At 73.4% G+C, this 20,227-nt stretch carries 21 protein-coding genes; 10 read left to right on the forward strand and 11 right to left on the reverse strand.

The window, feature by feature from the left end:
• Positions 1 to 122: 122 nt before the first annotated feature.
• The 3 genes from DTB53_RS10665 to DTB53_RS10675 all read right to left on the reverse strand — a co-directional run bounded on the left by DTB53_RS10665 (position 123) and on the right by DTB53_RS10675 (position 3,958).
• The gene (locus tag DTB53_RS10665; RefSeq protein WP_003965431.1) at positions 123 to 719 is read right to left on the reverse strand and encodes a GNAT family N-acetyltransferase; all 597 of its coding nucleotides are present in this window, start codon (positions 717 to 719) and stop codon (positions 123 to 125) included.
• A 63-nt stretch (positions 720 to 782) separates the two neighbouring features.
• Positions 783 to 2,078, reverse strand: a complete 1,296-nt coding sequence (locus DTB53_RS10670) for a GAF domain-containing protein (protein WP_012378493.1) — start codon at positions 2,076 to 2,078, stop codon at positions 783 to 785.
• Positions 2,079 to 2,290: 212 nt separating this feature from the next.
• Positions 2,291 to 3,958, reverse strand: a complete 1,668-nt coding sequence (locus tag DTB53_RS10675; RefSeq protein ID WP_012378492.1) for an acyl-CoA dehydrogenase family protein — start codon at positions 3,956 to 3,958, stop codon at positions 2,291 to 2,293.
• Positions 3,959 to 4,032: 74 nt separating this feature from the next.
• Here DTB53_RS10675 and DTB53_RS10680 point away from each other — a divergent pair, with 74 nt between their 5' ends.
• Both DTB53_RS10680 and DTB53_RS10685 read left to right on the forward strand, forming a co-directional pair.
• Positions 4,033 to 5,178, forward strand: coding sequence for a YihY/virulence factor BrkB family protein (locus DTB53_RS10680; protein ID WP_042495802.1), 1,146 nt, complete (start codon positions 4,033 to 4,035; stop codon positions 5,176 to 5,178).
• Positions 5,179 to 5,202: 24 nt separating this feature from the next.
• The gene (locus DTB53_RS10685; RefSeq protein WP_012378490.1) at positions 5,203 to 5,973 is read left to right on the forward strand and encodes a DUF6597 domain-containing transcriptional factor; all 771 of its coding nucleotides are present in this window, start codon (positions 5,203 to 5,205) and stop codon (positions 5,971 to 5,973) included.
• Here DTB53_RS10685 and DTB53_RS10690 read toward each other — a convergent pair.
• The 4 genes from DTB53_RS10690 to DTB53_RS10705 form a co-directional block, all read right to left on the reverse strand.
• Positions 5,901 to 6,305: a VOC family protein gene (locus DTB53_RS10690; RefSeq protein WP_003965426.1), complete on the reverse strand. Its 405-nt coding sequence runs from the start codon at positions 6,303 to 6,305 to the stop codon at positions 5,901 to 5,903. The genes DTB53_RS10685 and DTB53_RS10690 overlap by 73 nt on opposite strands.
• A gap of 62 nt (positions 6,306 to 6,367) precedes the next feature.
• Positions 6,368 to 7,918, reverse strand: a complete 1,551-nt coding sequence (locus DTB53_RS10695; RefSeq protein ID WP_012378489.1) for a 3-hydroxyacyl-CoA dehydrogenase — start codon at positions 7,916 to 7,918, stop codon at positions 6,368 to 6,370.
• A gap of 113 nt (positions 7,919 to 8,031) precedes the next feature.
• Positions 8,032 to 8,817: a CoA-transferase subunit beta gene (locus tag DTB53_RS10700; RefSeq protein ID WP_012378488.1), complete on the reverse strand. Its 786-nt coding sequence runs from the start codon at positions 8,815 to 8,817 to the stop codon at positions 8,032 to 8,034.
• Positions 8,814 to 9,767, reverse strand: coding sequence for a CoA transferase subunit A (locus DTB53_RS10705; protein ID WP_042495799.1), 954 nt, complete (start codon positions 9,765 to 9,767; stop codon positions 8,814 to 8,816). Before DTB53_RS10705 ends, DTB53_RS10700 begins: the two co-directional genes overlap by 4 nt.
• A gap of 110 nt (positions 9,768 to 9,877) precedes the next feature.
• Between DTB53_RS10705 and DTB53_RS10710 the strand changes: the two genes are divergently transcribed.
• Together DTB53_RS10710 and DTB53_RS10715 are read left to right on the forward strand one after the other, a co-directional pair.
• Positions 9,878 to 10,810: a LysR family transcriptional regulator gene (locus DTB53_RS10710; protein ID WP_003965422.1), complete on the forward strand. Its 933-nt coding sequence runs from the start codon at positions 9,878 to 9,880 to the stop codon at positions 10,808 to 10,810.
• A gap of 108 nt (positions 10,811 to 10,918) precedes the next feature.
• Positions 10,919 to 12,133 carry an acetyl-CoA C-acetyltransferase gene (locus DTB53_RS10715; RefSeq protein ID WP_012378486.1) on the forward strand — a complete coding sequence of 405 codons (1,215 nt, stop codon included), beginning with the start codon at positions 10,919 to 10,921 and terminating at the stop codon, positions 12,131 to 12,133.
• 30 nt (positions 12,134 to 12,163) lie between these two features.
• Here DTB53_RS10715 and DTB53_RS10720 read toward each other — a convergent pair whose 3' ends face one another.
• The 3 genes from DTB53_RS10720 to DTB53_RS37880 form a co-directional block, all read right to left on the reverse strand.
• Positions 12,164 to 13,825, reverse strand: a complete 1,662-nt coding sequence (locus DTB53_RS10720; RefSeq protein ID WP_012378485.1) for an ATP-binding SpoIIE family protein phosphatase — start codon at positions 13,823 to 13,825, stop codon at positions 12,164 to 12,166.
• Positions 13,826 to 14,012: 187 nt separating this feature from the next.
• Positions 14,013 to 15,251: an FAD-dependent monooxygenase gene (locus tag DTB53_RS10725; protein WP_042495795.1), complete on the reverse strand. Its 1,239-nt coding sequence runs from the start codon at positions 15,249 to 15,251 to the stop codon at positions 14,013 to 14,015.
• Between the two features lie 125 nt (positions 15,252 to 15,376).
• Positions 15,377 to 16,072, reverse strand: coding sequence for a chaplin (locus DTB53_RS37880; protein WP_012378483.1), 696 nt, complete (start codon positions 16,070 to 16,072; stop codon positions 15,377 to 15,379).
• Between the two features lie 544 nt (positions 16,073 to 16,616).
• On the opposite strand from DTB53_RS37880, the gene DTB53_RS10735 reads away from it, so the two are divergent.
• The 6 genes from DTB53_RS10735 to DTB53_RS10760 all read left to right on the forward strand — a co-directional run bounded on the left by DTB53_RS10735 (position 16,617) and on the right by DTB53_RS10760 (position 19,504).
• Positions 16,617 to 17,018 (forward strand): rodlin, encoded by a 402-nt coding sequence (locus tag DTB53_RS10735; protein WP_003965416.1) that lies wholly within the window; start codon positions 16,617 to 16,619, stop codon positions 17,016 to 17,018.
• Between the two features lie 282 nt (positions 17,019 to 17,300).
• Positions 17,301 to 17,534 (forward strand): chaplin, encoded by a 234-nt coding sequence (locus DTB53_RS10740; RefSeq protein WP_003965415.1) that lies wholly within the window; start codon positions 17,301 to 17,303, stop codon positions 17,532 to 17,534.
• 253 nt (positions 17,535 to 17,787) lie between these two features.
• A complete protein-coding gene (locus DTB53_RS10745; RefSeq protein ID WP_030703806.1) occupies positions 17,788 to 18,078 on the forward strand; it encodes a hypothetical protein in 291 nt (96 codons plus the stop codon).
• A gap of 69 nt (positions 18,079 to 18,147) precedes the next feature.
• Entirely contained in the window at positions 18,148 to 18,558 is a 411-nt protein-coding gene (locus DTB53_RS10750) for a rodlin (RefSeq protein WP_003965413.1), read from the forward strand.
• Between the two features lie 188 nt (positions 18,559 to 18,746).
• Entirely contained in the window at positions 18,747 to 18,965 is a 219-nt protein-coding gene (locus DTB53_RS37380; protein WP_012378482.1) for a hypothetical protein, read from the forward strand.
• Positions 18,966 to 19,096: 131 nt separating this feature from the next.
• Positions 19,097 to 19,504, forward strand: coding sequence for a rodlin (locus DTB53_RS10760; protein WP_003965411.1), 408 nt, complete (start codon positions 19,097 to 19,099; stop codon positions 19,502 to 19,504).
• Between the two features lie 173 nt (positions 19,505 to 19,677).
• Here DTB53_RS10760 and DTB53_RS10765 read toward each other — a convergent pair whose 3' ends face one another.
• Positions 19,678 to 20,178: a DUF5949 family protein gene (locus tag DTB53_RS10765; protein ID WP_003965410.1), complete on the reverse strand. Its 501-nt coding sequence runs from the start codon at positions 20,176 to 20,178 to the stop codon at positions 19,678 to 19,680.
• Positions 20,179 to 20,227: the final 49 nt, after the last annotated feature.

Below are 20,227 nucleotides of genomic sequence, written 5' to 3' on the forward strand. Positions count from 1 at the left end.
GAACAGTGGGACGATGTGGCGCTGATCACGGAGTGTGCCACCGGCATTGCCGACAAAACGCCCACCCGGCAGCGGTGAGGGCGGTGGAGCGACCGCTCCACCGCCCTCGAAGTCACGGGTGATCAGGAGGCGTACGCCCCGGGCCACGGACCGGGCGTCGCCACGTCCGGCTCCACCTCGGTCTTCGTCTCGAAAAGCCGGAAGCCGCGCCGGAGATAGTTGTCCATCGCGTGCGGGCCGTCCTTCGAGCAGGTGTGCAGCCACACCCGCTTCGTCGCCGGCCGCTCCGGCCAGCGCTCCGCCAGGTCCCAGGCGCGCGCCACCCCGTAGCTGAGGAGGTGGCCGCCGATCCGCCGCCCCCGGAACGCCGGGATCAGCCCGAAGTACATGATCTCGACCACGCCGTCGTCGTGCGGCTTCAACTCGACGTACCCGGCCGGCGTCCCCTTCTCGTACGCCACCCAGGTCTCCGCCCCGGGCCGCTCCAGGGCCTCCTGCCACTGGGCGTACGTCAGACCCAGCCGGTCGGTCCAGTGGATGTCGCCGCCCACGGCGGAGTAGAGGAACCGGCTGAACTCCGGCAGCACCACCTCGGAACGGACGATGCGCAGATCCCCCTCCGGTACGGCGGCGGGCCGCAGATCGTCGGGCGAGGTCTGCTCCAGCGACCAGACGGTCACCTCGGCGGTCGGGGCTGCGGGCTGCGGGGTATCGCTCATGTCGGCCAGAGAACCATGCCGCCGGCCGCCCCCGCACGGCGGGCCCCCGCACGGCGGCCCCGGTCAGGCGGTCGTCGCCGCCCCGCGGGCCTCCGCCACCACGGGCGCACGGGAGTGCGGCAGCAGATCCGCGCGGTCCTCCGGGTGGATCACCTCCACCTCCACCCCGTCCCCGAAGCGGTACGGGCGGTGGGCCAGCACCTCCGCCAGCTGTCGCCGCAGCCGGGAGACCTCGGCCCGGACCGTCACCGTCCGGGTCCCGTCGCCGAAGATGTCCCGGGCCAGCTCCGAGGCCGTCCGCCCCTGCGGGTGCACGGCCAGGGCGTACAACAGCTCCGCGTGACGCGGCGAGAGCCGCTGGGTGCGGTTCCCCAACGGCCCGGTCAGATGCACGGCGAGCGCCCGGGGACGGCTCAGGTCCAGCACCACCCGCCGCCGCGCCCCCTCCGTGCCGCCGTCGTCCACCTGCACCAGCCAGCCGCCCGGCAGCGGCTCGACCCGGCACATGCCGAGCGAGGGCAGCCACACCGGACCCGGCCCCAGCGACTTCGGCAGCGGCAGCCGGTCCACCGGAGGCATGCCGGTCACCGCCGCCAGCCGCCCGTGCACGTCCACCGCCAGCGCCCGTCCGCCGATCCGGCACAGTATCGGCGCGGCCACCGCGCGCAGCCGCTCGATCTCCGCCAGATGCCGGCCGCGGATCTCCCCCTCGGCGAGCCGGGCCACCGAGTCGACCAGGGCCAGCGTCGCGGGGTGGAACGTGGACGCCGGACCGCTGATGTCCACGATCCCGATCAGCCGGCCGTCGCGCGGATCCCGCACCGGGGCCGCCGCACAGGTCCAGCCGTGCAGCGCCCGGATGAAGTGCTCGGCCGAGTGGACCTGGACGGGGACCCGGGCGGCCAGCGCCGTCCCGATCGCGTTCGTCCCGGTCGCCCCCTCGGCCCAGTCCGCCCCTTCCTCCAGGCAGATGGCGTGGGCCCGGCGCAGCACCCCCGTGTGCCCCTGCCGCCACAGCACCCGGCCCTCGGTGTCGGTCACCACCAGGATCTGCTGCGCGGCATCGGCTATCGAGGCCAGCCCCGCCCGCAGCAACGGCATCAGCTCGCCGAGCGCCGTGCTGTGGCGGCGGTGCTCGATCTCGTCCGCCCGCAGCAACGCGCTCTCCGGCGACTGGTCGGGGTCGATGCCGCTGCGCGCCACCCGGTCCCAGGAGGCGTCGATCTCCGCCCGGGGCGCGACCTCGGACCGGGCCCCCGCCAGCCGTGCCTCCCGCGCCCGGTGGAGGGACCGGGAAGCCTGGCCCCCCGCCCCCTGGCCCGTCACCCGCACCACCCTCGCCGTACCCGTGTCCGTCATGGTCCCCGTTCCCCCCGAACGCTTCCCCGCCCGGCCCGTCCCGCCGGTCACCCGGCCGGACCGCCGATCGGTCCGTACCATGGTTGCAACCCTCTGCAACTCTGGCGAGGTCCCCCGGCTCCGTACAAGAGTGACAGAACACCGTGCGCCGGGCCTGTCCCGGTCGCCCGGTGTCGCACAAGCGTGGAGGGTGGTGCCGTGTCGGCGCAGCATCACCCTCCGTCGCTTCCCCGCCCCCGCCGCTGGTCGGCGTCCGGCCGGGCCCTTGCCACCACCGACGCCAGGTCGAGGCTGTGCGGCAGCGTCCCGAACGCCGACCCCCAGTCCCCTCCGAGCCGCGAGGCGCAGAACGCGTCGGACACCTCGGGCGGGGCCCAGCGCACCAGCAGCGACCCCTGGAGCACCAGGGCGATCCGCTCCACCACGCGCCGCGCCCGCGCCTCGACGCCCTCCAGGTCGGCCAGCTCCGTCAGCAGGCCCTTGATCGCCGCGTCCAGCCGGTGATCCGCCCCGCGCGCGCGGCCGACCTCGCGCAGGAACGCGTCCAGGGCCCGCGGCTCCCGCTGGAGCGCCCGCAGCACGTCCAGCGCCTGCACGTTGCCCGAGCCCTCCCAGAGGGAGTTGAGCGGCGCCTCGCGCAGCAGCCGGGGCATCCCCGACTCCTCCACGTACCCGTTGCCGCCCAGGCACTCCAACGCCTCGCCCACCACGGCGGAGCACCGTTTGGTGACCCAGTACTTCGCGGCGGGCACCGCGAGCCGCAGAAAGGCCCGCTCCTCGTCCGTGTCCTCGTCGTACGCGGCGGCCAGCCGCATCGCCAGCACCGTCGCCGCCTCCGACTCCAGCGCCAGGTCCGCCAGCACGTTGCGCATCAGGGGCTTGTCGATCAGGAGCCCGCCGAACGCACGGCGGTAGGCGCTGTGGTGGACCGCCTGGGACACCGCCTGCCGCATCAGCGCCGCCGAACCCACCACGCAGTCCAGCCGGGTGGCCGCCACCATCTCGATGATGGTGCGCACCCCGCGCCCCTCCTCACCGACCCGGTGGGCCCAGGTCCCGTCGAACTCGACCTCGGCGGAGGCGTTGGACCGGTTGCCCAGCTTGTCCTTCAGCCGCTGGATCGCGAACACGTTGCGCGTGCCGTCCGGGAGCACCCGCGGCACCAGGAAGCAGCTCAGTCCGCCCGCCGCCTGCGCCAGCACCAGGAAGCCGTCCGACATCGGCGCCGAACAGAACCACTTGTGCCCGGTGAGCAGATAGCCGTCGGCACCGGAGAGCGCTTCGGCCCGCGTCGTGTTGGACCGCACGTCGGTGCCGCCCTGCTTCTCGGTCATGCCCATCCCGAGGAGCGCCCCGGCCTTCTCCATCGGGTTCCGCAGCCCCTCCACGTACGTGTGCGAGGTCAGCAGCGGCTCCCACTCGGCGGCCAGCGCCGGATCGGTCCGCAGCGTGGGCACCGCCGCGTGCGTCATCGACAGCGGACAGCCGTGCCCCGCCTCGGCCTGCGTCCAGACCAGGAACCCGGCCGCGCGCCGGACATGACCGGCCGGACGCCCCCAGGCGTCCGTCAGCCCGGCCGACACCGCGTGGCCCAGCAACCGGTGCCAGGACGGATGGAAATCCACCTCGTCGACGCGGTGCCCGAAACGGTCATGGGTGCGCAGGACGGGCGGATGCGCGTTCGCCCGCGCACCCCACTCCTGGACCTGGGCGGAGCCCGCGGCCCGGCCCAGCTCCCCGAGCTCCTCCAGCGCCACGGGCAGGACCCCGGGCGCGACATGCCGCTCGACGGCCTCGGACAGGGCCCGGTCGGCGGCGAAGACGTCATGGCCGACCAGCGGCGGAACCTGATTGGTCACGGTGTGGGTGGTGGCTGCCATGCCGATACGGTAAGGAGGTGCAGGCAGCAAAGGAAACACCCGAGCGGTCACCGGGCCGACTCCACCGGGCGCGAGTGCTCTACCGCAACGTCTCCAAACGGCGGATGGCGTGGCACTTGCTCAAGGACACCGTCAACTCGTGCATCGAGTACCGCATCCTCGGACTCGCGGCCGAGGCGGCGTTCTTCACCCTCCTCTCGCTGCCCCCGCTGCTCCTCGGCATGATCGGACTGCTCGGTTACGTCGACGAGTGGACGGCGACCACCACCGTCGCGTCCATCGAGCGCAACATCCTCTCCGCCGCCCAGACGGTGCTGTCCGAGCGCGGGGTCAACGACTTCGCCAAACCGCTGCTCGCCGACGTCACGACCGGGGCCCGCCCCGACATCATCTCCATCGGCTTCGCCATCGCCCTGTGGTCCGGCTCCCGCGCGGTGAACGTCTTCATCGACACCATCACCGTCATGTACGGACTCGACGGCCACCGCGGCATCGTCAAGACCCGGCTGCTCGCCTTCCTGCTGTACGTCGTCGCCCTGCTGCTCGGCGCGGTGGTGCTGCCGCTGCTGGTGGTCGGCCCGGACCGGGTCGTCGAGCTGGTGCCGTGGGGCACCGAGGTCATAGCCGTCCTGTACTGGCCGCTCGTGATGCTGCTGAGCGTCGCGTTCCTCACGACGCTCTACCACGTTTCCGTGCCGGTGCGTTCGCCCTGGATCGAGGACGTCCCCGGGGCCCTGGTGGCGCTCGGCATGTGGGTCCTCGGCAGCTTCCTGCTCCGGATCTACCTGACCAACACGGTCGAGGGCCCCACCATCTACGGCTCCTTGGCGGCGCCGATCGCGGTGCTCCTGTGGATCGGCATCTCCGCCTTCGCGGTCCTGGTCGGCGCCGCGGTCAACGCGGCCATCGACCGGGTGTGGCCCTCGCTCGCCACCGCCGCCGCCCGCGAGGCCACCGAACGCGTCCGGGCCGCGCAGGCCGCCGAGTTCGTCGCCCGCGCCCGCTCGGCCGCCTACGCCGGAACGGACGACGACGATGACGAGGACGACGGCCCCGCGTACATGCCCTCCGAGTTCCCCGAGCGCTGGTCCCGCTTCCTGCCGCCCGACGACGTGAAGTCCCGACTGCACGCGACCCGGGAGAAGGACCCCAGGGACCCGAAGGACTCCCGGGACCCCAGGGACTCCAGGGACTCCAAGGAACCCAGGGACGCCGGGTAGCGTCCCGCGCGCTAGCGTGGAGGCATGCCCCGGGAACACCAGCGGTACCAGGAACGGCCGTCCCGGCTGACCGGGGCCGTCGTCTGGACCCTGGACGTCCCGCCCGGACCGCCCGGCCCCGCCCGGTCCGTCCTCCCCGACGGCTGCATGGACCTGATCTGGTCCGCCGGCCGCCTGGTCGTCGCCGGACCCGACACCCGTGCCTTCCGGGTCGACCCCGGCAACCGCGCCTCCTGCGCCGCGATCCGCTTCCCGCCCGGAACCGCCCCCGTGCTCCTCGGCGTACCGGCCGACGAACTCCGCGACCACCGGGTCGAGCTCGCCGACCTCTGGTCCCGAACCGCCGTCAGGGGGCTCGTCGACCGGATCGACCGGGCCGCCGACCCCGCGACCGCCCTGGAGGACCACGCCCTGGGCCTGGCCGCCGCGGCCGGCCCCCCGGACCCGCTCACCGCCGCCGTCGCCGACCGGCTGCGGCGCGGCGGATCCGTCGCGGCGACGGCCGCCGAGGTCGGTCTCGGCGCCCGCCAGCTGCACCGCCGCTCCCTGGCCGCCTTCGGCTACGGCCCCAAGACCCTGGCCCGGATCCTCCGGCTCCAGCGGGCCCTGGCCCTCATCCGCACCGGCCTCCCGTACGCCGAGGCGGCCTGCGCGGCGGGCTGCGTCGACCAGGCGCACCTGGCCCGCGAGATGCGCGCCCTCGCCGGCACGACGCTCGGGGCCTACTTCTCGACGGGCGACGCGGAAGCGAACAGCGACACCCCGCAGCCGTCCGGGTCCAGGACGACCGCGTAGCGCTGCCCCCACACCGCGTCCCAGGGCTCGGCGTGGCCCGTGTACCCGGCCCCGACCAGGTCCGCGTAGACCGCGTCCACCTCCGCCGGGCTGTCGCAGACGAACGCCAGACCGAGCCGCTCGCCGCCCGAGGGCCGCTGCCAGTCCGGATCGAACGAGGCGATGACCGCCTCCGTGTCCCACAGCAGCCGCTGTCCGCCCGGCAGGGTCACCTCGACATGCGGTGCGGACTCCGCCCCCTCGGGGATGTCGAGGCCGAGCCTGCGGTAGAAGGCGAGCGAGGCCGCCAGGTCCGCCGTGATGATGCTGATCGCGTCGAATCGTGGAGTCATGCCCCGACCGTACGCAGCGGGAGCCCCGACGGTCTTGTACGAATCGGTCGCCCGCGCGGGCCTCAGCCCAGGCAGTCGGCCGGCGCGGTCCCCGGGTCGGTCACGGCCAGGCCCAGGGCGGCCCGCTCCGTGATCCACCGCGTCGGCCGGTGGCGCGGGTCGCCCGTCGTGGTGTGCAGCGACCGCTGGAGCCCCAGCAGCCTCGCCGCCCCGACCCGCTCGCCCCAGGCCAACGGCCCGTACGGATAGCCGAGCCCCGTGGTCACGGCCAGGTCGATGTCGGCGGGCGCGGCGAGCGAGCGCTCCGCGATCGAGCAGCCGACCGCGACGACGGAGGACAGCAGCCGCTGCGCGACCGTGCCCGCGGTGTCCCGCACCACCGACACCGCATACGGTTCGCCGCCCCCGGCGGCCCGCGCCAGCACCGCCCGCGCGTCCCGGGCGGCCACCGGGTCGCCGGCCGCCGTGACCGCCAGGACCCGCCGCCGTCCCGCTGCGGGCAGCACCTCCACGCCGAACGTACGCTCCCGGGGCAACCCGCTCTCCGCGACCGCCGCCGACACCGGCGTCCCCCAGACGGGCACCAGCACCACGGCCCGCGCCGACGGCCCCGCGCCCCGCTCGACCCGCGCCCCCGCCGCCTCCAGGGACCCGGCCAGGGCCTCCTCGTAGGCGACGGTCTCCGGCCGGCCGCCCGGAACCAGGAACACCGGGCGCTCGGCGTCCCCGCCGACCGCGCTCTCCGGCGCGGGACCCGCCGCCCCGTCGCCGTACGCGTACCAGCCCCGGCCCGTCTTACGGCCGTGCAGCCCCGCCACCACCCGGTTCGGGGTGAGGAAGGAAGGGCGCAGCCGGTCCTCGTACCGGAAGCCCGCCCAGATCGAGTCGATCACCGCGGCCGTCACATCGAGGCCGGTCAGGTCCATCAGCTCGAAGGGGCCCATCCGCAGCCCCAGCACGTCCCGGGCGATCCGGTCGATCTCCGCCGGGTCCGCCACCGACTCCTCCAGCAGCGCGAGCGCCTCGGTCACCAGCCCCCGGCCGGCGTGGTTGACCAGGAACCCGGGGGTGTCGGCGACGGTCACCGCCCGGTGCCCGCACCCCTCCACCAGCTCGGTCAGCAGAGCCGGGATGTCCGGGCGGGTGGCCGCGCCCGGCACCACCTCGACGATCCGCATCAGCGGCACCGGGTTGAAGAAGTGCAGTCCGGCCAGGCGCGAGGGGTCCTGGAGCGTCGCGGCGATCCGGGTCACGGACAGGGAGGAGGTGTTGGTCGCGAAGACCGCGGAGGAGGGCAGCGCCCGCTCCAGCCTCCCGAACACCTCGGCCTTGGTCGCCAGGTCCTCCCGTACGGCCTCGATCACCAGCTCCACCTCGGGCCCCGCCGCCCACGGCTCGGCGAGCGGCACCAGCCGGGCCGCGGCCCCGTCCCGGTCGGCCGACGACAGCCGCCCCTTGGCGACGGCCCGGTCCAGCATCGAGGCGACGAAGTCCAGGGCCTCCGTCACCGCCTCGGGCCGCACGTCGGCGAGCTCGACGGTGTGGCCGGCGCTCGCCGCCCACTGGGCGATGCCGCGGCCCATGGCCCCGGCTCCGACGATCCTGATACGCATGGCGGTGATGGCCCTTTCGACGGAGGGGCGGACGGACTGTCCACGGGGTGGAGACGATTCCCCGACGGGAACGTGAGCGGCAAGGGGGAGCGGGGACGGGGCGGGCGCGGGCGTCAGCGGAGGTAGACCCGGTCGGGGTCGACCTCGTCCCGCAGGAGCCGCAGCTCGGCGTCGGTCGGCGGGGCCGTCGTCGCCACCGGACCGGCCGTCCTCAGCTCCCAGCCGGTCGCGGCCCGCACCTCCTCGACGGTGACCCCGGGGTGGACGGCGACCAGCCGCAGTTCGTCGCCGACCCCCTCCCTGGCGAGGACGCCCAGCTCCGTGACGACCCGGGTCACCCCGGCGCCCAGCGGGCGGATCCCCTCCGCGAGCGCCCGGTCCGGTCCCGGCGTGGTGCAGAAGTCGAGGGCGCCGGCGAAGGAGCGCGGCGTGTGCCGGCGCATCACCACGAACACCTCCCGGGCGTTCGCCATCACCTCGACCGCGCCCCCGGAACCCGGCAGCCGCACCGAGGGGCGGTCCCAGTCCCCGATGACCGAGGTGTTGAGGCTGCCCCAGCGGTCGATCTGCGCCGCCCCCAGGAAACCCACGTCGATGCGCCCGCCCTGGAGCACCGAGCCGAACAGGGCGGGCATCGGCACCACCGCCTCGGCCCCGGTGACCAGAACGGCGTCCGCGATGGTCTCCGGCAGACGGGAGGGGTGCGCCCCGCAGACCCCGGACTCGTACACCACCTCGATGCCCGGCGCGACGGTCAGCCGGGCCAGCTCGACCGCCAGCGTCGGCAGCCCGATCCCCGCGAACACCGCACGGCGTCCGGCCAGTTCACGCGAGGCGACGACCGACAGCAGCTCCGAGGAGGTGACGGGCCGCGCGGTTCCCGGGTCCCGCTCGTTCACAGCCGCCTCCCGTAGTTCACCGGCCGGCTCAGCGCCTCGCCGACCGCCAGCCCCGCCCAGAACCCCTCGCCCAGCCTCGCCACGTACTCCGCGTGGTCGGCGGTCCCGTACACCCACTCCGCCAGCCAGGCCCGCAGCCGCGCCGGGTCCTTGCTGATCGCGGACCAGGAGCGGTAGAAGGCGTTGTCCCGGTCGTAGTAACCCTGCGCGAAGGAGGGGTGCGCCCCCCGCGGACAGACCACCACGGCGTCGACCGCGTGCGCCGGAATCAGCGTGCGATTGGGGTCCGAGCGGACCACCTCGTCCGCCACCAGCTCCTCCACCACCACGACCGCCTTCCCCGCCGCGTACACCGCCTCGGCCTGGACGCCGGTCAGCCCCCAGATCTGGGTGTTCCCCCGGCGGTCGGCGCGCTGCGCGTGGACGATCGTCACGTCGGGGTTGACGGGCGGCACGACGTGGATCCGCTCGGTCCCTCCGTCGGCGGCCGGGTAGGGGGAGACGACCTGGCGGATACCGGGGTTGACGGCCGGCAGGTCGCTGCCGGCGTACGAGCGCAGCGGGTAGAACGGCAGCCGCTGCGCCCCCGCGAGATAGCGGCACACCATCCCGTAGTGGCTGTACTCCTCGAACGCCAGCGGCTCCGGGTCCGCGTGCTCGATCCGCCGCCGCAGCTCCCCGAGCGAACCGGCGGAGGAGTTCCCCACGAAGGAGGAGACCAGCCGCGTCACGCACCCGGCCGCCAGCATCTGGTCCACCACGATGTCGGCCGTCATCCGGACGACCGTGAGATCCCGGCGGCCCTGCCGGATGATCTCGTGACCGGCGGCGGTCGGGACGAGATGGGTGAACCCTTCGAGGCTCACGGTGTCCCCGTCGTGGACGAAGGCGGCGACGGCCTCCCTCATCGACATGACCTTGCCGGCCGTCCGGTCCACGGTTCTCCTCATCGTCCGCATCCGCGGACCCCACGGTGTCAGCACCCATTGATGGCTGTCCAATACCGAATTAGGGTCGGACCAGGACCCGGGGCATATCAATGACGTGAGGGGGCGCCGCCGTGGAACTGCGCCACCTGAGGGCCTTCCTCGCCGTGGCCGAGGAGCTGCACTTCGGCCGGGCCGCCAGACGCCTCCAGATGGCGCAGCCGCCCCTGAGCCAGCGGATCCGGCAGTTGGAGAAGGAGCTCGGCGTCCAGCTGTTCCACCGCAACACGCGCTCCGTCCGGCTCACCGGGGCGGGGGAGACCTTCCTCGATCCCGTACGGACCGTCCTCGACGACCTCGACACCGCCGTACGGGCCGCCCGTTCGGCGGGCCGGGGAGAGTACGGCCGGGTGACCATCGGCTTCGCCGGGGCCTCCAGCCACGAGACGCTGCCCCGCCTCACCCGCGCCGTGCGCGCCGCACACCCCGGCCTCGAACTGGTCATGACCGGCCAGACGTACGCCAACGTCGCCCTGTCCCGGGTCGCCGACGGCTCCCTCGACCTGGGCTTCGTCCGGCTGCCGGTGTCCCGGCCCGGAGTGGAACACCGGGTGATCGACGAGGAGGAGCTGCTGTGCGCCCTGCCGTCCGACCACCCGCTCGCCCGGCACGAGGCGGTGTCGCTGGCCGACCTCGCGGACGAACCGTTCGTCTCCTTCCCCGCCAACACCGGCTCCACCGTGCGCGACGCCCTGACCGAGGCCTGCGAGAGCGCCGGATTCACCCCGCGCGTCGTCCAGGAGGCCCCCGACTCGTACACGATCATGGCGCTCGTCGCCGCCGGGGTCGGCGTCACCCTCACGGTTACCTCCGTACGCCACATCCAGCAGAGCGGCCTGGTCTACCGGCCCCTCACCGGCCCGCCCATCCGCCGCCAGGCCGCCCTCGCCTGGCGCGCCGACAACCCCTCCGCGGCCCTGCGCGCCGTGCTCGCCGTCGCCCGGGACGCCCTGCCGACCCCCGTACGCGGACCGGGCGGAAGACCCATTGAGACGCCGGACCTCTGAAAAGGGGGCACATCCGGTATTGGACCCGCTCAGTCACCGGATGCGAAGGTCACCCCACCACCCGCGCCCCGCCCGCCGCCCCGGTCGCCCCGAAGGAAAGGCCCCGCCGTGCCGCTCGACGTCGTCATCTGCGAACCCCTGCGCACCCCCATCGGCCGGTTCGGCGGGGCCTTCGCCCAGCAGACCCCGGCGGCGCTGGCCGCACGCGTCATCGCGGAGATCGTCGCCCGCACCGGCATCGACCCCGCCCGGGTCGACGAGGTGATCCTCGGCCACGCCTACCCCACCAGCGAGGCCCCCGCCATCGGCCGGGTCGCCGCCCTGGACGCCGGACTGCCCACCACGGTCACCGGCTCCCAGACCGACCGCCGCTGCGGCTCCGGACTCCAGGCGGTGCTGGACGCGGCGATGCAGATCAGGGCCGGGTTCAGCGATGTCGTGATCGCGGGCGGCGTCGACGTGATGAGCGCCGCCCCCTACTACACCCACGACGGACGCTGGGGCATCAAGGGTCCCGGCCTCCAGCTCCACGACGCACTCGCCCGGGGCCGCGTCACCGCCGGCGGCGCCAACCACCCGGTCCCCGGCGGCATGATCGAGACGGCGGAGAACCTCCGCCGGGAGTACGGGATCAGCCGCGCCGACCAGGACGCCCTGGCCCTGCGCTCCCAGCAGCGCGCCGCCCGCGCCGCGGCCGAGGGCCGCTACGACGCGGAGACCGTCCCCGTCACCGTACGCACCCGCAAGGGCGAGACGACGGTCACCGCCGACGAGCACCCCCGCCCCGACACGACGGCGGAGCAACTCGCCTCCCTCCGGCCCGTGATGGCGAAGTCCGACCCGGACGCCACCGTCACCGCGGGCAACGCCAGCGGCCAGAACGACGCGGCCGCCGCCTGCCTGGTCACCAGCGCCGCGACCGCCGAACGCCTCGGCCTCACCCCGCTCGTCCGCCTCGTCTCCTTCGCCCGCGCCGGGGTCCCCGCAGCGACGATGGGCATCGCTCCGGTCGCCGCCACCCGCACCGCGCTCGACCGGGCCGGCCTCACCCTCGCCGACCTCGACCTGATCGAGCTGAACGAGGCGTTCGCCGCCCAGGTGCTGGCCTGCACCAGGGAGTTGGGCCTCGGCGAGCGGGACCACGAACAGCGGATCAACGTCAACGGCTCGGGCATCTCGCTGGGCCACCCGGTCGGCGCCACCGGAGCCCGCATCCTCGCCACCCTCACCCGCGAACTCCACCGCCGCGAGGCCCGGTACGGCCTGGAGACGATGTGCATCGGCGGCGGCCAGGGCCTCGCCGCCGTCTTCGAACGCGTCTGAAGGCCGACGGGGGCCGGACACCCGCCCCGATCAGTCGGTGGCCGAGACGGTGATGTCCTGCTCGGCCCAGACCAGTTTCCCGGTGGGCGTCCGGCAGGAACCCCAGCGCCGGCAGAGCATGTTGATGAGCTGGAGCCCTCGGCCGCCCTCGTCGCTGAGCGTCGGGGGCTGAATGTGCGGAAGGTCCGCTCCGGTATCGGTGACCTCGACCGTCACCCGGTCATGGCGCAGCAGGCGCAGCTGACCGGGGCCGCCCCCGTACCGCAGCGCGTTGCCGACCAGCTCACTGACGACCAGTTCGGTGGTGTCCACGAGCCCGCCCAGGTTCCACCGGTCGAGTTGCTCCCTGACCAGCCGGCGGGCGACGGACGCGGCGCCGGCGTCGGGCGGCAGCTCCCAGACGACGATGTCGGCGGCGCCGGACACCGGACGACTGGTGGCCATCAGCAGGACGGCCTCGTCGAAGCGGGTGCCGGGCCCCGTCCCGGACGCCACCAGGGTGCCCAGCTCCGCGCAGTCCATCCGTGACACCGTGTCGCGCAGCTTCTCCAATTGCGTGTCCACGTCATCGTTGCGGTTCTTGAACAGTCCGTCGGTGCAGAGCACGAGGCGGCTTCCGGCGGGGGCCGCCAGCCGGACGGAGGTGTACGGGATGACGCCGCTGCCGAGCGGCGCGCCCGGCGGCACGTCGACGTACGCGGCCCGCCCCGCCGCGTCGACCAGCAGGGGCGGCGGATGCCCCGCACTGGCGAGGGTGTACTCCCTGGTCGCGGGGTCGTAGACCGCGCACAGACAGGTGGCGACCTGGTCGTCGTCCAGGTCGCGGGCGGCCAGGTCCATCCGGGCCAGGGTGTGCTCGGGGGCGATGTCCAGGGCCATGAGCGTGCGCGCCACGGTACGCAGCCGCCCCATGGTCGCCGCGGCCGACAGACCGTGGTTCATGACGTCACCGACGATCAGGGCGCTCCGGCCGCCCGGCAGGGCCACCACGTCGTACCAGTCCCCGCCGACACCGCTCGTCTCCGTCGGCGGGGCGTAGTGGGCGGTGACGTCCAGGCCCGGTGTGCTCGGCATGGCGCGCGGGAGCATGCTGCGCTGGAGGGCGACGAGGCGCTCCCGCTCCTGCCCGTAGAGGCGCGCGTTGTCCAGGAAGACCGCGGCCCGTGAGGCGAGCTGCATCGCGAGCGCGAGGTCGGTGTCGGTGAAGGGGGGTGTGGTGCCCGAGCGAATGAAATCGGCCGCCCCCAGCAGGACCCCCCGGGAGACCAACGGCACGGCCAGGTAGCTGTGCACCCCCGCTTCGCGCAGCAGGGCCGCGGCTCTGGGGGTGGCGGCCACCCGGATGTAGTCCTCGGCTCCCATCCGGGCCATCAGCACGGGCTCCCGCTGGGTCAGGCAGCGGTCCACCGCCCTCTCCTCGTACGTGGAGATCTCCCCGACCGGGTCCGGCTCCAGATTCGCCAGCGCGTCGATGACGGCCACGGCGATGGCCCGGGTGACGGTCGGCTGGGTGGTGTCGGCCGGAGCCCCCTCCTCGCCGCGCAGCACCGACTCCAGCAGATCGATGGCCGCGCCGTCCGCCAGCCGGGGCACGGTGAACTCGACCAGTTCCTGAGCGGTGCGTTCCAGGTCGAGTGTGGTCCCGATCCTCGAACTCGCCTCGTTGAGCCATGCCAGGTGGTCGTGCACCACGAACCGGTCGGGCGGTGCCGCGCGTCGACGGTGTCGGGAGAGGGCTGGGGCGGCGCCACTCCGTACCCGCAGCGGGCTCCGCCTGCGATCACCTCTTCGCACGAACGAGCCTCCCGTACCGCATCCGTCTGGCAGGACTGCACCATACTCCCGAGTGCCGCGACAGCGCCCGTTCGGAAACGGATCATCACATCGGCCCCGCGGGCGCCCGGCCCCGGCCCCCGGATCCGGCCGCGGTTTCCGGTGGCTCCTCGTAGAGGTAGTGCCGCGTTCCCGCCAGCACCCCGCGGAACCAGACGTCCACCTCGCGCTGTCCCATCGTCGGCCAGTCGGGGGTCTCCTCGACCATGGCGTGCCCCATCCGGCGGCCCAGCTCCACCAGGTGGACGCCGGCCGCGGCGCGTTCGGCCCCGTACCGCTCCAGCGCGGTGCGGACGTCCGCCGTCGTGCGGAGGACCCGCTCCAGACACAGGGCGTCCTGGAGCGCCTTGACCGCGCCGGTGGCGGTGTGCGGCCTGGTCACCCCGGCCGCGTCCCCGGCCAGCAGCAGGGGCGGGCGGGCAACCCGCGGGGCCTGCGCGTCGGCGACCGGGTGACAGGCCGCTGCCCGGCGCCCGCCCCGGGCGACGATGTCCGCCCAGGCCGCCGGGAAGTGCTCCTTTGCCAGCTCGTGCACATACGGCCCGGGGTCGGCCCCCTCGGGCGGCCGGCCGTAAACGGCGTAGGCCAGCAGCCGGTTGCCCGGGCCGGTGCCGCCGTCGCCGTCCTGCGGGCCGCCCGGGATCAGATAGAAGATGCCGTGCCCGCCGGGGAAGCCCAGGGTCACCCACGCGCCGCGCAGGAGTTCCAGCTCCCGGGGGTGCCCGGTCAGCGCGCCGAGCGGGATCGCGCCGCGCCAGACCGCGTACGGCGCGGGCTTCGGGCGCAGCCCCGGGGCGACCAGCCGCCGGGTGGCCGACGCGTGCCCGTCGGCGCCGACGACCACGTCGTACGCTTCTCCGCTCCGGGCGGTGGTGATCACGCCCCGCCCGGAACCTTCCCGGCCGACCGAGGTCACCGGCCGGCCCCGGAGATACCGCACCGGACCGGCACTCACGCGCAACGACCGCCACAGCAGACCCCAGTTGCACGGGGTCACGGGGGACGACTGCCGGGCCAGCTCCCGTGCGGACCGGCCGCCCGGCCGACGCGTCAGCCAGACCCGTGTCCCCACCGGAGCCGTCGGCATCGCCGCGTCCAGATATCCCGACCCGACCAGCTCCGCGTGCAGCGGCGGCGGGATCACGATGCCGAACCCCCGCTCCTGGAGGTCGGCGCGGCTGCGTTCGTACACGGTGACGTCCGCCCCGGCCCGTCGGCCCGCGACGGCCGCCGCGCACCCCGCGATGCTCCCGCCGATCACCCCGATGCGCAACGCCGCGGCCACGTCCCCGGTCCTTCCCGTCGTCCCCGTCGCCGTCGCCGCGCGGCGACAGCCTGCCGCGCACACGGAAGGTCCGGCCGGACAGTCCCCGCTGTCCGGCCGGACCTCGTTCTCCCGCAGGTGGCCTGTCAGTCCCGCGCGTTGCGGGTACGGCGCATCAGCACCGCCCCGCCGAGCAGCAGCGCGGCGCTCGCGCCGGCGGCCAGACCCAGATCGGCGGCACCGGTGTCGGCCAGGTGCGCGTCCGGGGTGTTGGAACCGGGCGTACCCGACCCGGGGGTGTCGGTACCGGGAGTGTCGGTCGGCGGCTGGTCCACGGGCGGCTCGTCCACCGGCGGCTGGTCGACCGGCGGTTCGTCGACCGGCGGCTGGTCCACGGGCGGCTCGTCCACCGGGGGCTCGTCGACGGGCGGTTCGTCCACCGGGGGCTCGTCGACGGGCGGTTCGTCGACCGGGGGCTCGTCGACGGGGGGCTCGTCGACCGGCGGTTCGTCCACCGGGGGCTCGTCCACGGGCGGCTCGTCCACCGGCGGGTGGTCGATCGGCGGGTGGTCGATCGGCGGGTGGTCGTGCTTCGGGCCGTCGGTGTTCGCGCACTTGTTGCCGAAGGCCGGGTTCAGCAGGGCGATCACATTGACGGTGTTGCCGCACACGTTGACCGGGACGTGGACCGGCACCTGCACCGCGTTGCCCGAACCGACGCCCGGTGAACCGACGGCCGCCCCCTCGGCCGACGCGTCGGCGTGCGCGGTGCCGCCGACCGCCGCCAGGAGGCCCGATGCGGCCGCCATGACGATCATGCTTTTGTTCAAGACCTGTCGCATTACTTGCCCTTCCTTAGGACATTCGCGAGGACTTCGCGTGGGTGCTTCGCGCGCGGGGGATCGCGGTGGCCGTCGGGGGAGCCGGGGCGCAGCCGGATCCCGCGGCGAAGCCATGGTGAGCGTGGTGAAAACATGCGCGCTGGACGACTGCCATAACGACTCAGGTTCAGGCGGGAAACTCGGAGGCGGGTGGAAATTGTGTAATCACCCGAACGGGTGGTGTCGTTGAATCCCAAGCATTCCGGCGCGTGCAAGGAGAGAAACGATTCGCCGTCAACTGCACCGAGAGGCAATGGCGTTGACGGAAACGGAGTCGGCTCCCCGGTCGTGGCAACGACCCTGAAGCGCCCGACCTCGTTCACCCGTTCAGCGGGGTGGAGTGGCAGGGGTGTGCGCATTTTCTTCACGAACAGGCTGTCGTACGAACAGAGTTGAGAACCGGTCCCCGTGTCCGGCATTCGGGTGAATGGGCGGAACCTAATGCCGGGCGGTGAGTTGACCAGGGGGCTCCGCCGCGGGGCGATCGGTACGAGAAGGGTTAATCGTGATCAAGAAGGTTCTGGCTACGGGCGCTGTCGCCGCCTCCATCCTCGGTCTCGGCTCGACGCAGGCCATGGCCATCGCCAACGACGGCGGCACCACCACGCTCAACGGCAACGGGGCTTCGCAGGCGTACGGCAACTCCGAGACGCACGGTGACTGGAGCCCGCAGTTCGCGCTCATCCAGGGCTCGCTGAACAAGCCCTGCATCGCCCTTCCGGCCAAGGCGAACCTGGGCTCCCTCATCGGCCTGGTGCCGATCTCGGTCCAGGACATCAACGTCCTGTCCTCCCCGCAGAACCAGCAGTGCACCGAGAACTCCACCCAGGCCAAGGGCGACGAGGCTCTGTCGCACATCCTGGAGGACATCCCGATCCTCTCCGGCAACGGCGCCGGCAACAACTGATCGGCCGCCGCCCTACTCGGGCCCGGGTCCTCGGAGTTCCTCCACCGAGCGGCTCGGGCCCGTCGCCGTTCCGGGACGCGGTTCCCGCGCCCGTTCCCCGAGCCGGTCCCCCGGGCGTTGCGGCATTCGGGCGGAAATCCGGGAATCCGCCCGTCGAACGGCTCCGGTTCCCGGCGTTCGACGTTACGTAGGACAGTGCCGGAGCCACGAGCGGTCAGGAAACGGCTCGGGCGGGCACGAAAGGCGTGACCGCACCGGACTCCGCCCAGGAAGGGACACACAGTGAAGTTCACCAAGGTTGCCGCAGTCGTCGCCGGTACGCTCATGGCGATGGGCGTCGCCGCGCCGGCCATGGCCGACTCGGGTGCCGAGGCCATCGCCGCGCACTCCCCGGGCGTGCTGTCCGGCAACATCCTCCAGGTCCCGATCCACATTCCGGTCAATGTCTGCGGCAACACCGTCAACGTGATCGGCGCGCTCAACCCGGCGTTCGGCAACACCTGCGTCAACAAGTGATCCTCTGACCGGCCGGGCCCGCGCCCGTGACCGGTGGGCCCCGGGCGGCCGACGCCGCCCGGGGCCTTTTCGCGGCCCGGCTCCGGGCGCCGGAATCGCGGAAGGCGCCGGAGAAAGTCATCGCCCCGCAGTTTCCCGAATGCGGCCGGATCGTTGATCAGGGAGAAAGCGGCAGAAGTCACAGGTAAAGAAGGCTTGTGTGCGGCACGGGAACGTGACCGAAACAGATGCCGCGCAGAAGGGAACCAGAAAAGTGAAGTACGCGAAGACCGCCGCCCTTGTTGCCGGTTCCGTGGCTGCCCTCGGAGCGGCCGCTCCCGCCTTCGCCGCTACTACGCCCACGGCCCCCAACTTCAGCCTCGACAGCGGCCTCAACCAGGTGATGGCCAGCGCCCCGCAGGTCGTGGACCCGGTGGTGGGCACGGTCGCCGAGACCGCCGAGACGGTCTCGAAGGACGGCACGGTCGGCAAGCTGGCGGGCCAGGCGACCGGAGTGGCCGAGAGCGCCGCTCCGCTGCTGGGCGGAGTTCCCCTCGGCGGCTGACCGCCGTAGCCACTCCCGTTCCACCTGCTTCTCCCGCTGATCCGCATCACTCCCCAGAAGGGCACTCTCATGTTCAAGAAGATCATGGCCTCGGCTGCCGTCGCCGCCTCGGTCGTCGGTGTCTCCGCGGCCGCCGCCCCGTCCGCCATGGCCATCGCCAACGACGGCGGCACCACCACGGTCAACGGCAACGGGGCTTCGCAGGCGTACGGCAACTCCGAGACCCACGGTGACTGGAGCCCGCAGTTCGCGCTCATCCAGGGCTCGCTGAACAAGCCCTGCATCGCCCTTCCGGCCAAGGCGAACCTGGGCTCCCTCATCGGCCTGGTGCCGATCTCGGTCCAGGACATCAACGTCCTGTCCTCCCCGCAGAACCAGCAGTGCACCGAGAACTCCACCCAGGCCAAGGGCGACGAGGCTCTGTCGCACCTGCTGAACGACATCCCGATCCTCTCCGGCAACGGCGCCGGCAACAGCTGAGACCGGGCAGTCCGGGTCCGCTCCGGCGGGCCCGCGTGGGGCCAGTCCATCCGCACGGCGACCGTTCTTCGCCGCCGCGGACGGACTGGCCCTTCGTCATGTGGCCGTGGGTCCGCGCGGGTTGTCCGGTTGGGCCGGATGCCGTAGCGCCGGCTGACGATCCGGGCCGGGCCGGGTAAGGCCTCCCCATGGATCCGTACGACAGTCAGACCTCACAGGGCGGAGCGCGGTGGCCCACGTCGGGCGGCACGCCGATCTACGACCGGCTCGTCGCCGAGTGGCAGGCGGCCGGAGGCCGAAACCCCCTCTCGGAGCCGCCGCGGGAACAGGCGCCCCGGTGCGGCGGTTTCGTGCCGGCGGCGCGCACATCGGACGAGGGTTCCGGGCCCGACTCCCCGGGAGGGTGAGCCCCGGGGCCGAGGAGCGGCGTCGACCTTGCGCCGGAACGAACCCATTTGAGTGGTGCTGCGCAACCGATCAGGGGTGGTGGCAGTTGATCAGTACGTTCCACAACGGGACGCTCCGAAAGGTGAAGTTGATGAAGAAGATGATGGCCGGCGCTGCAGTGGCCGTGTCCCTGCTCGGTCTGTCCGCAGTCGCGGCTCCCACGGCCATGGCGATCGGCAACGACGGTGGCACCACCACGCTCAACGGCAACGGTGCCGAGTCGGAGATCGGCAACGCCGAGACGGAGGGCAACTGGAGCCCGCAGAACCAGCTCGTCCAGGGCACCCTGAACAAGCTCTGCGTCGGCCTGCCCCTCAAGGCCAACGTCGGTTCGCTCATCGGCGTCGTGCCGATCGCGGTCCAGGACGTCAACGTCCTGTCCAACCCGCAGAACCAGCAGTGCGCCGACAACTCTACCCAGGCCAAGGGCGACGAGCCGCTGTCGCACATCCTGGACGACATCCCGGTCCTCTCGGGCAACGGCGTCGGCAACAACTGACGCACCACAGCCTGAAGCGTTGAGCGCGGGCGGTCCGGAGTCCACACTCCGGGCCGCCCGTCCGCGTTGTGCGCCGACCGCCGCGCCGCGGGCGGTGCCGCACGTGTGAGGCCCACCACCCCACGGGGGTGGTGGGCCTCGTCGCAGGTCCTGGGCGGCGGCGGAGCGGCGCCTCAGCCCAGCGAACGGACCGGGAGCAGGCAGTGGGCGGCGGTGCGGACGACTTCCACGTCGGTCGCGAAGGCCCGCAGCCGCTCCTCGCCGACCGGCTGTCCGGGCACGGCGTCCGGCCACGGGCTGGTGGCGAACATGCCGTACACCTGGCCCTGGGCCTGCGCGGCGGCCAGCCACTCCTCGGGGGCCGGGTACTGCGCCGAGAGGTGAGGCAGCGTCAGGACGGCCCGCCCCGCCTGGACGAGCAGCTTCGCCTGGATGGACGGGGTCTCGCCCGCGTCCTGGATCGGGCCGCCGACGCGGAGGCCCGCGCGCTCCAGCATGGCGCGCATGGCCTCGCGGCCGACCTCCGGACCGTCCGGCCCGTCGCCCAGCGAGTAGGCGAGGAGGAAGGCGGTGTCCTGGTCCGCGTCGGGCTGCCGGCCGCTCCAGCCGATCAGGATCTGCGTGCCCAACTGGGCCTGGGTGAACGTGCCGGTGGGGGCCTGGGGTGTGGTCATGCTCGGCACCCTAACGGCCCCGGACCAGGCTCTATGCATGCGTATCACC

Source organism: Streptomyces griseus, assembly GCF_900460065.1.
GTDB classification, from domain to species: domain Bacteria; phylum Actinomycetota; class Actinomycetes; order Streptomycetales; family Streptomycetaceae; genus Streptomyces; species Streptomyces griseus.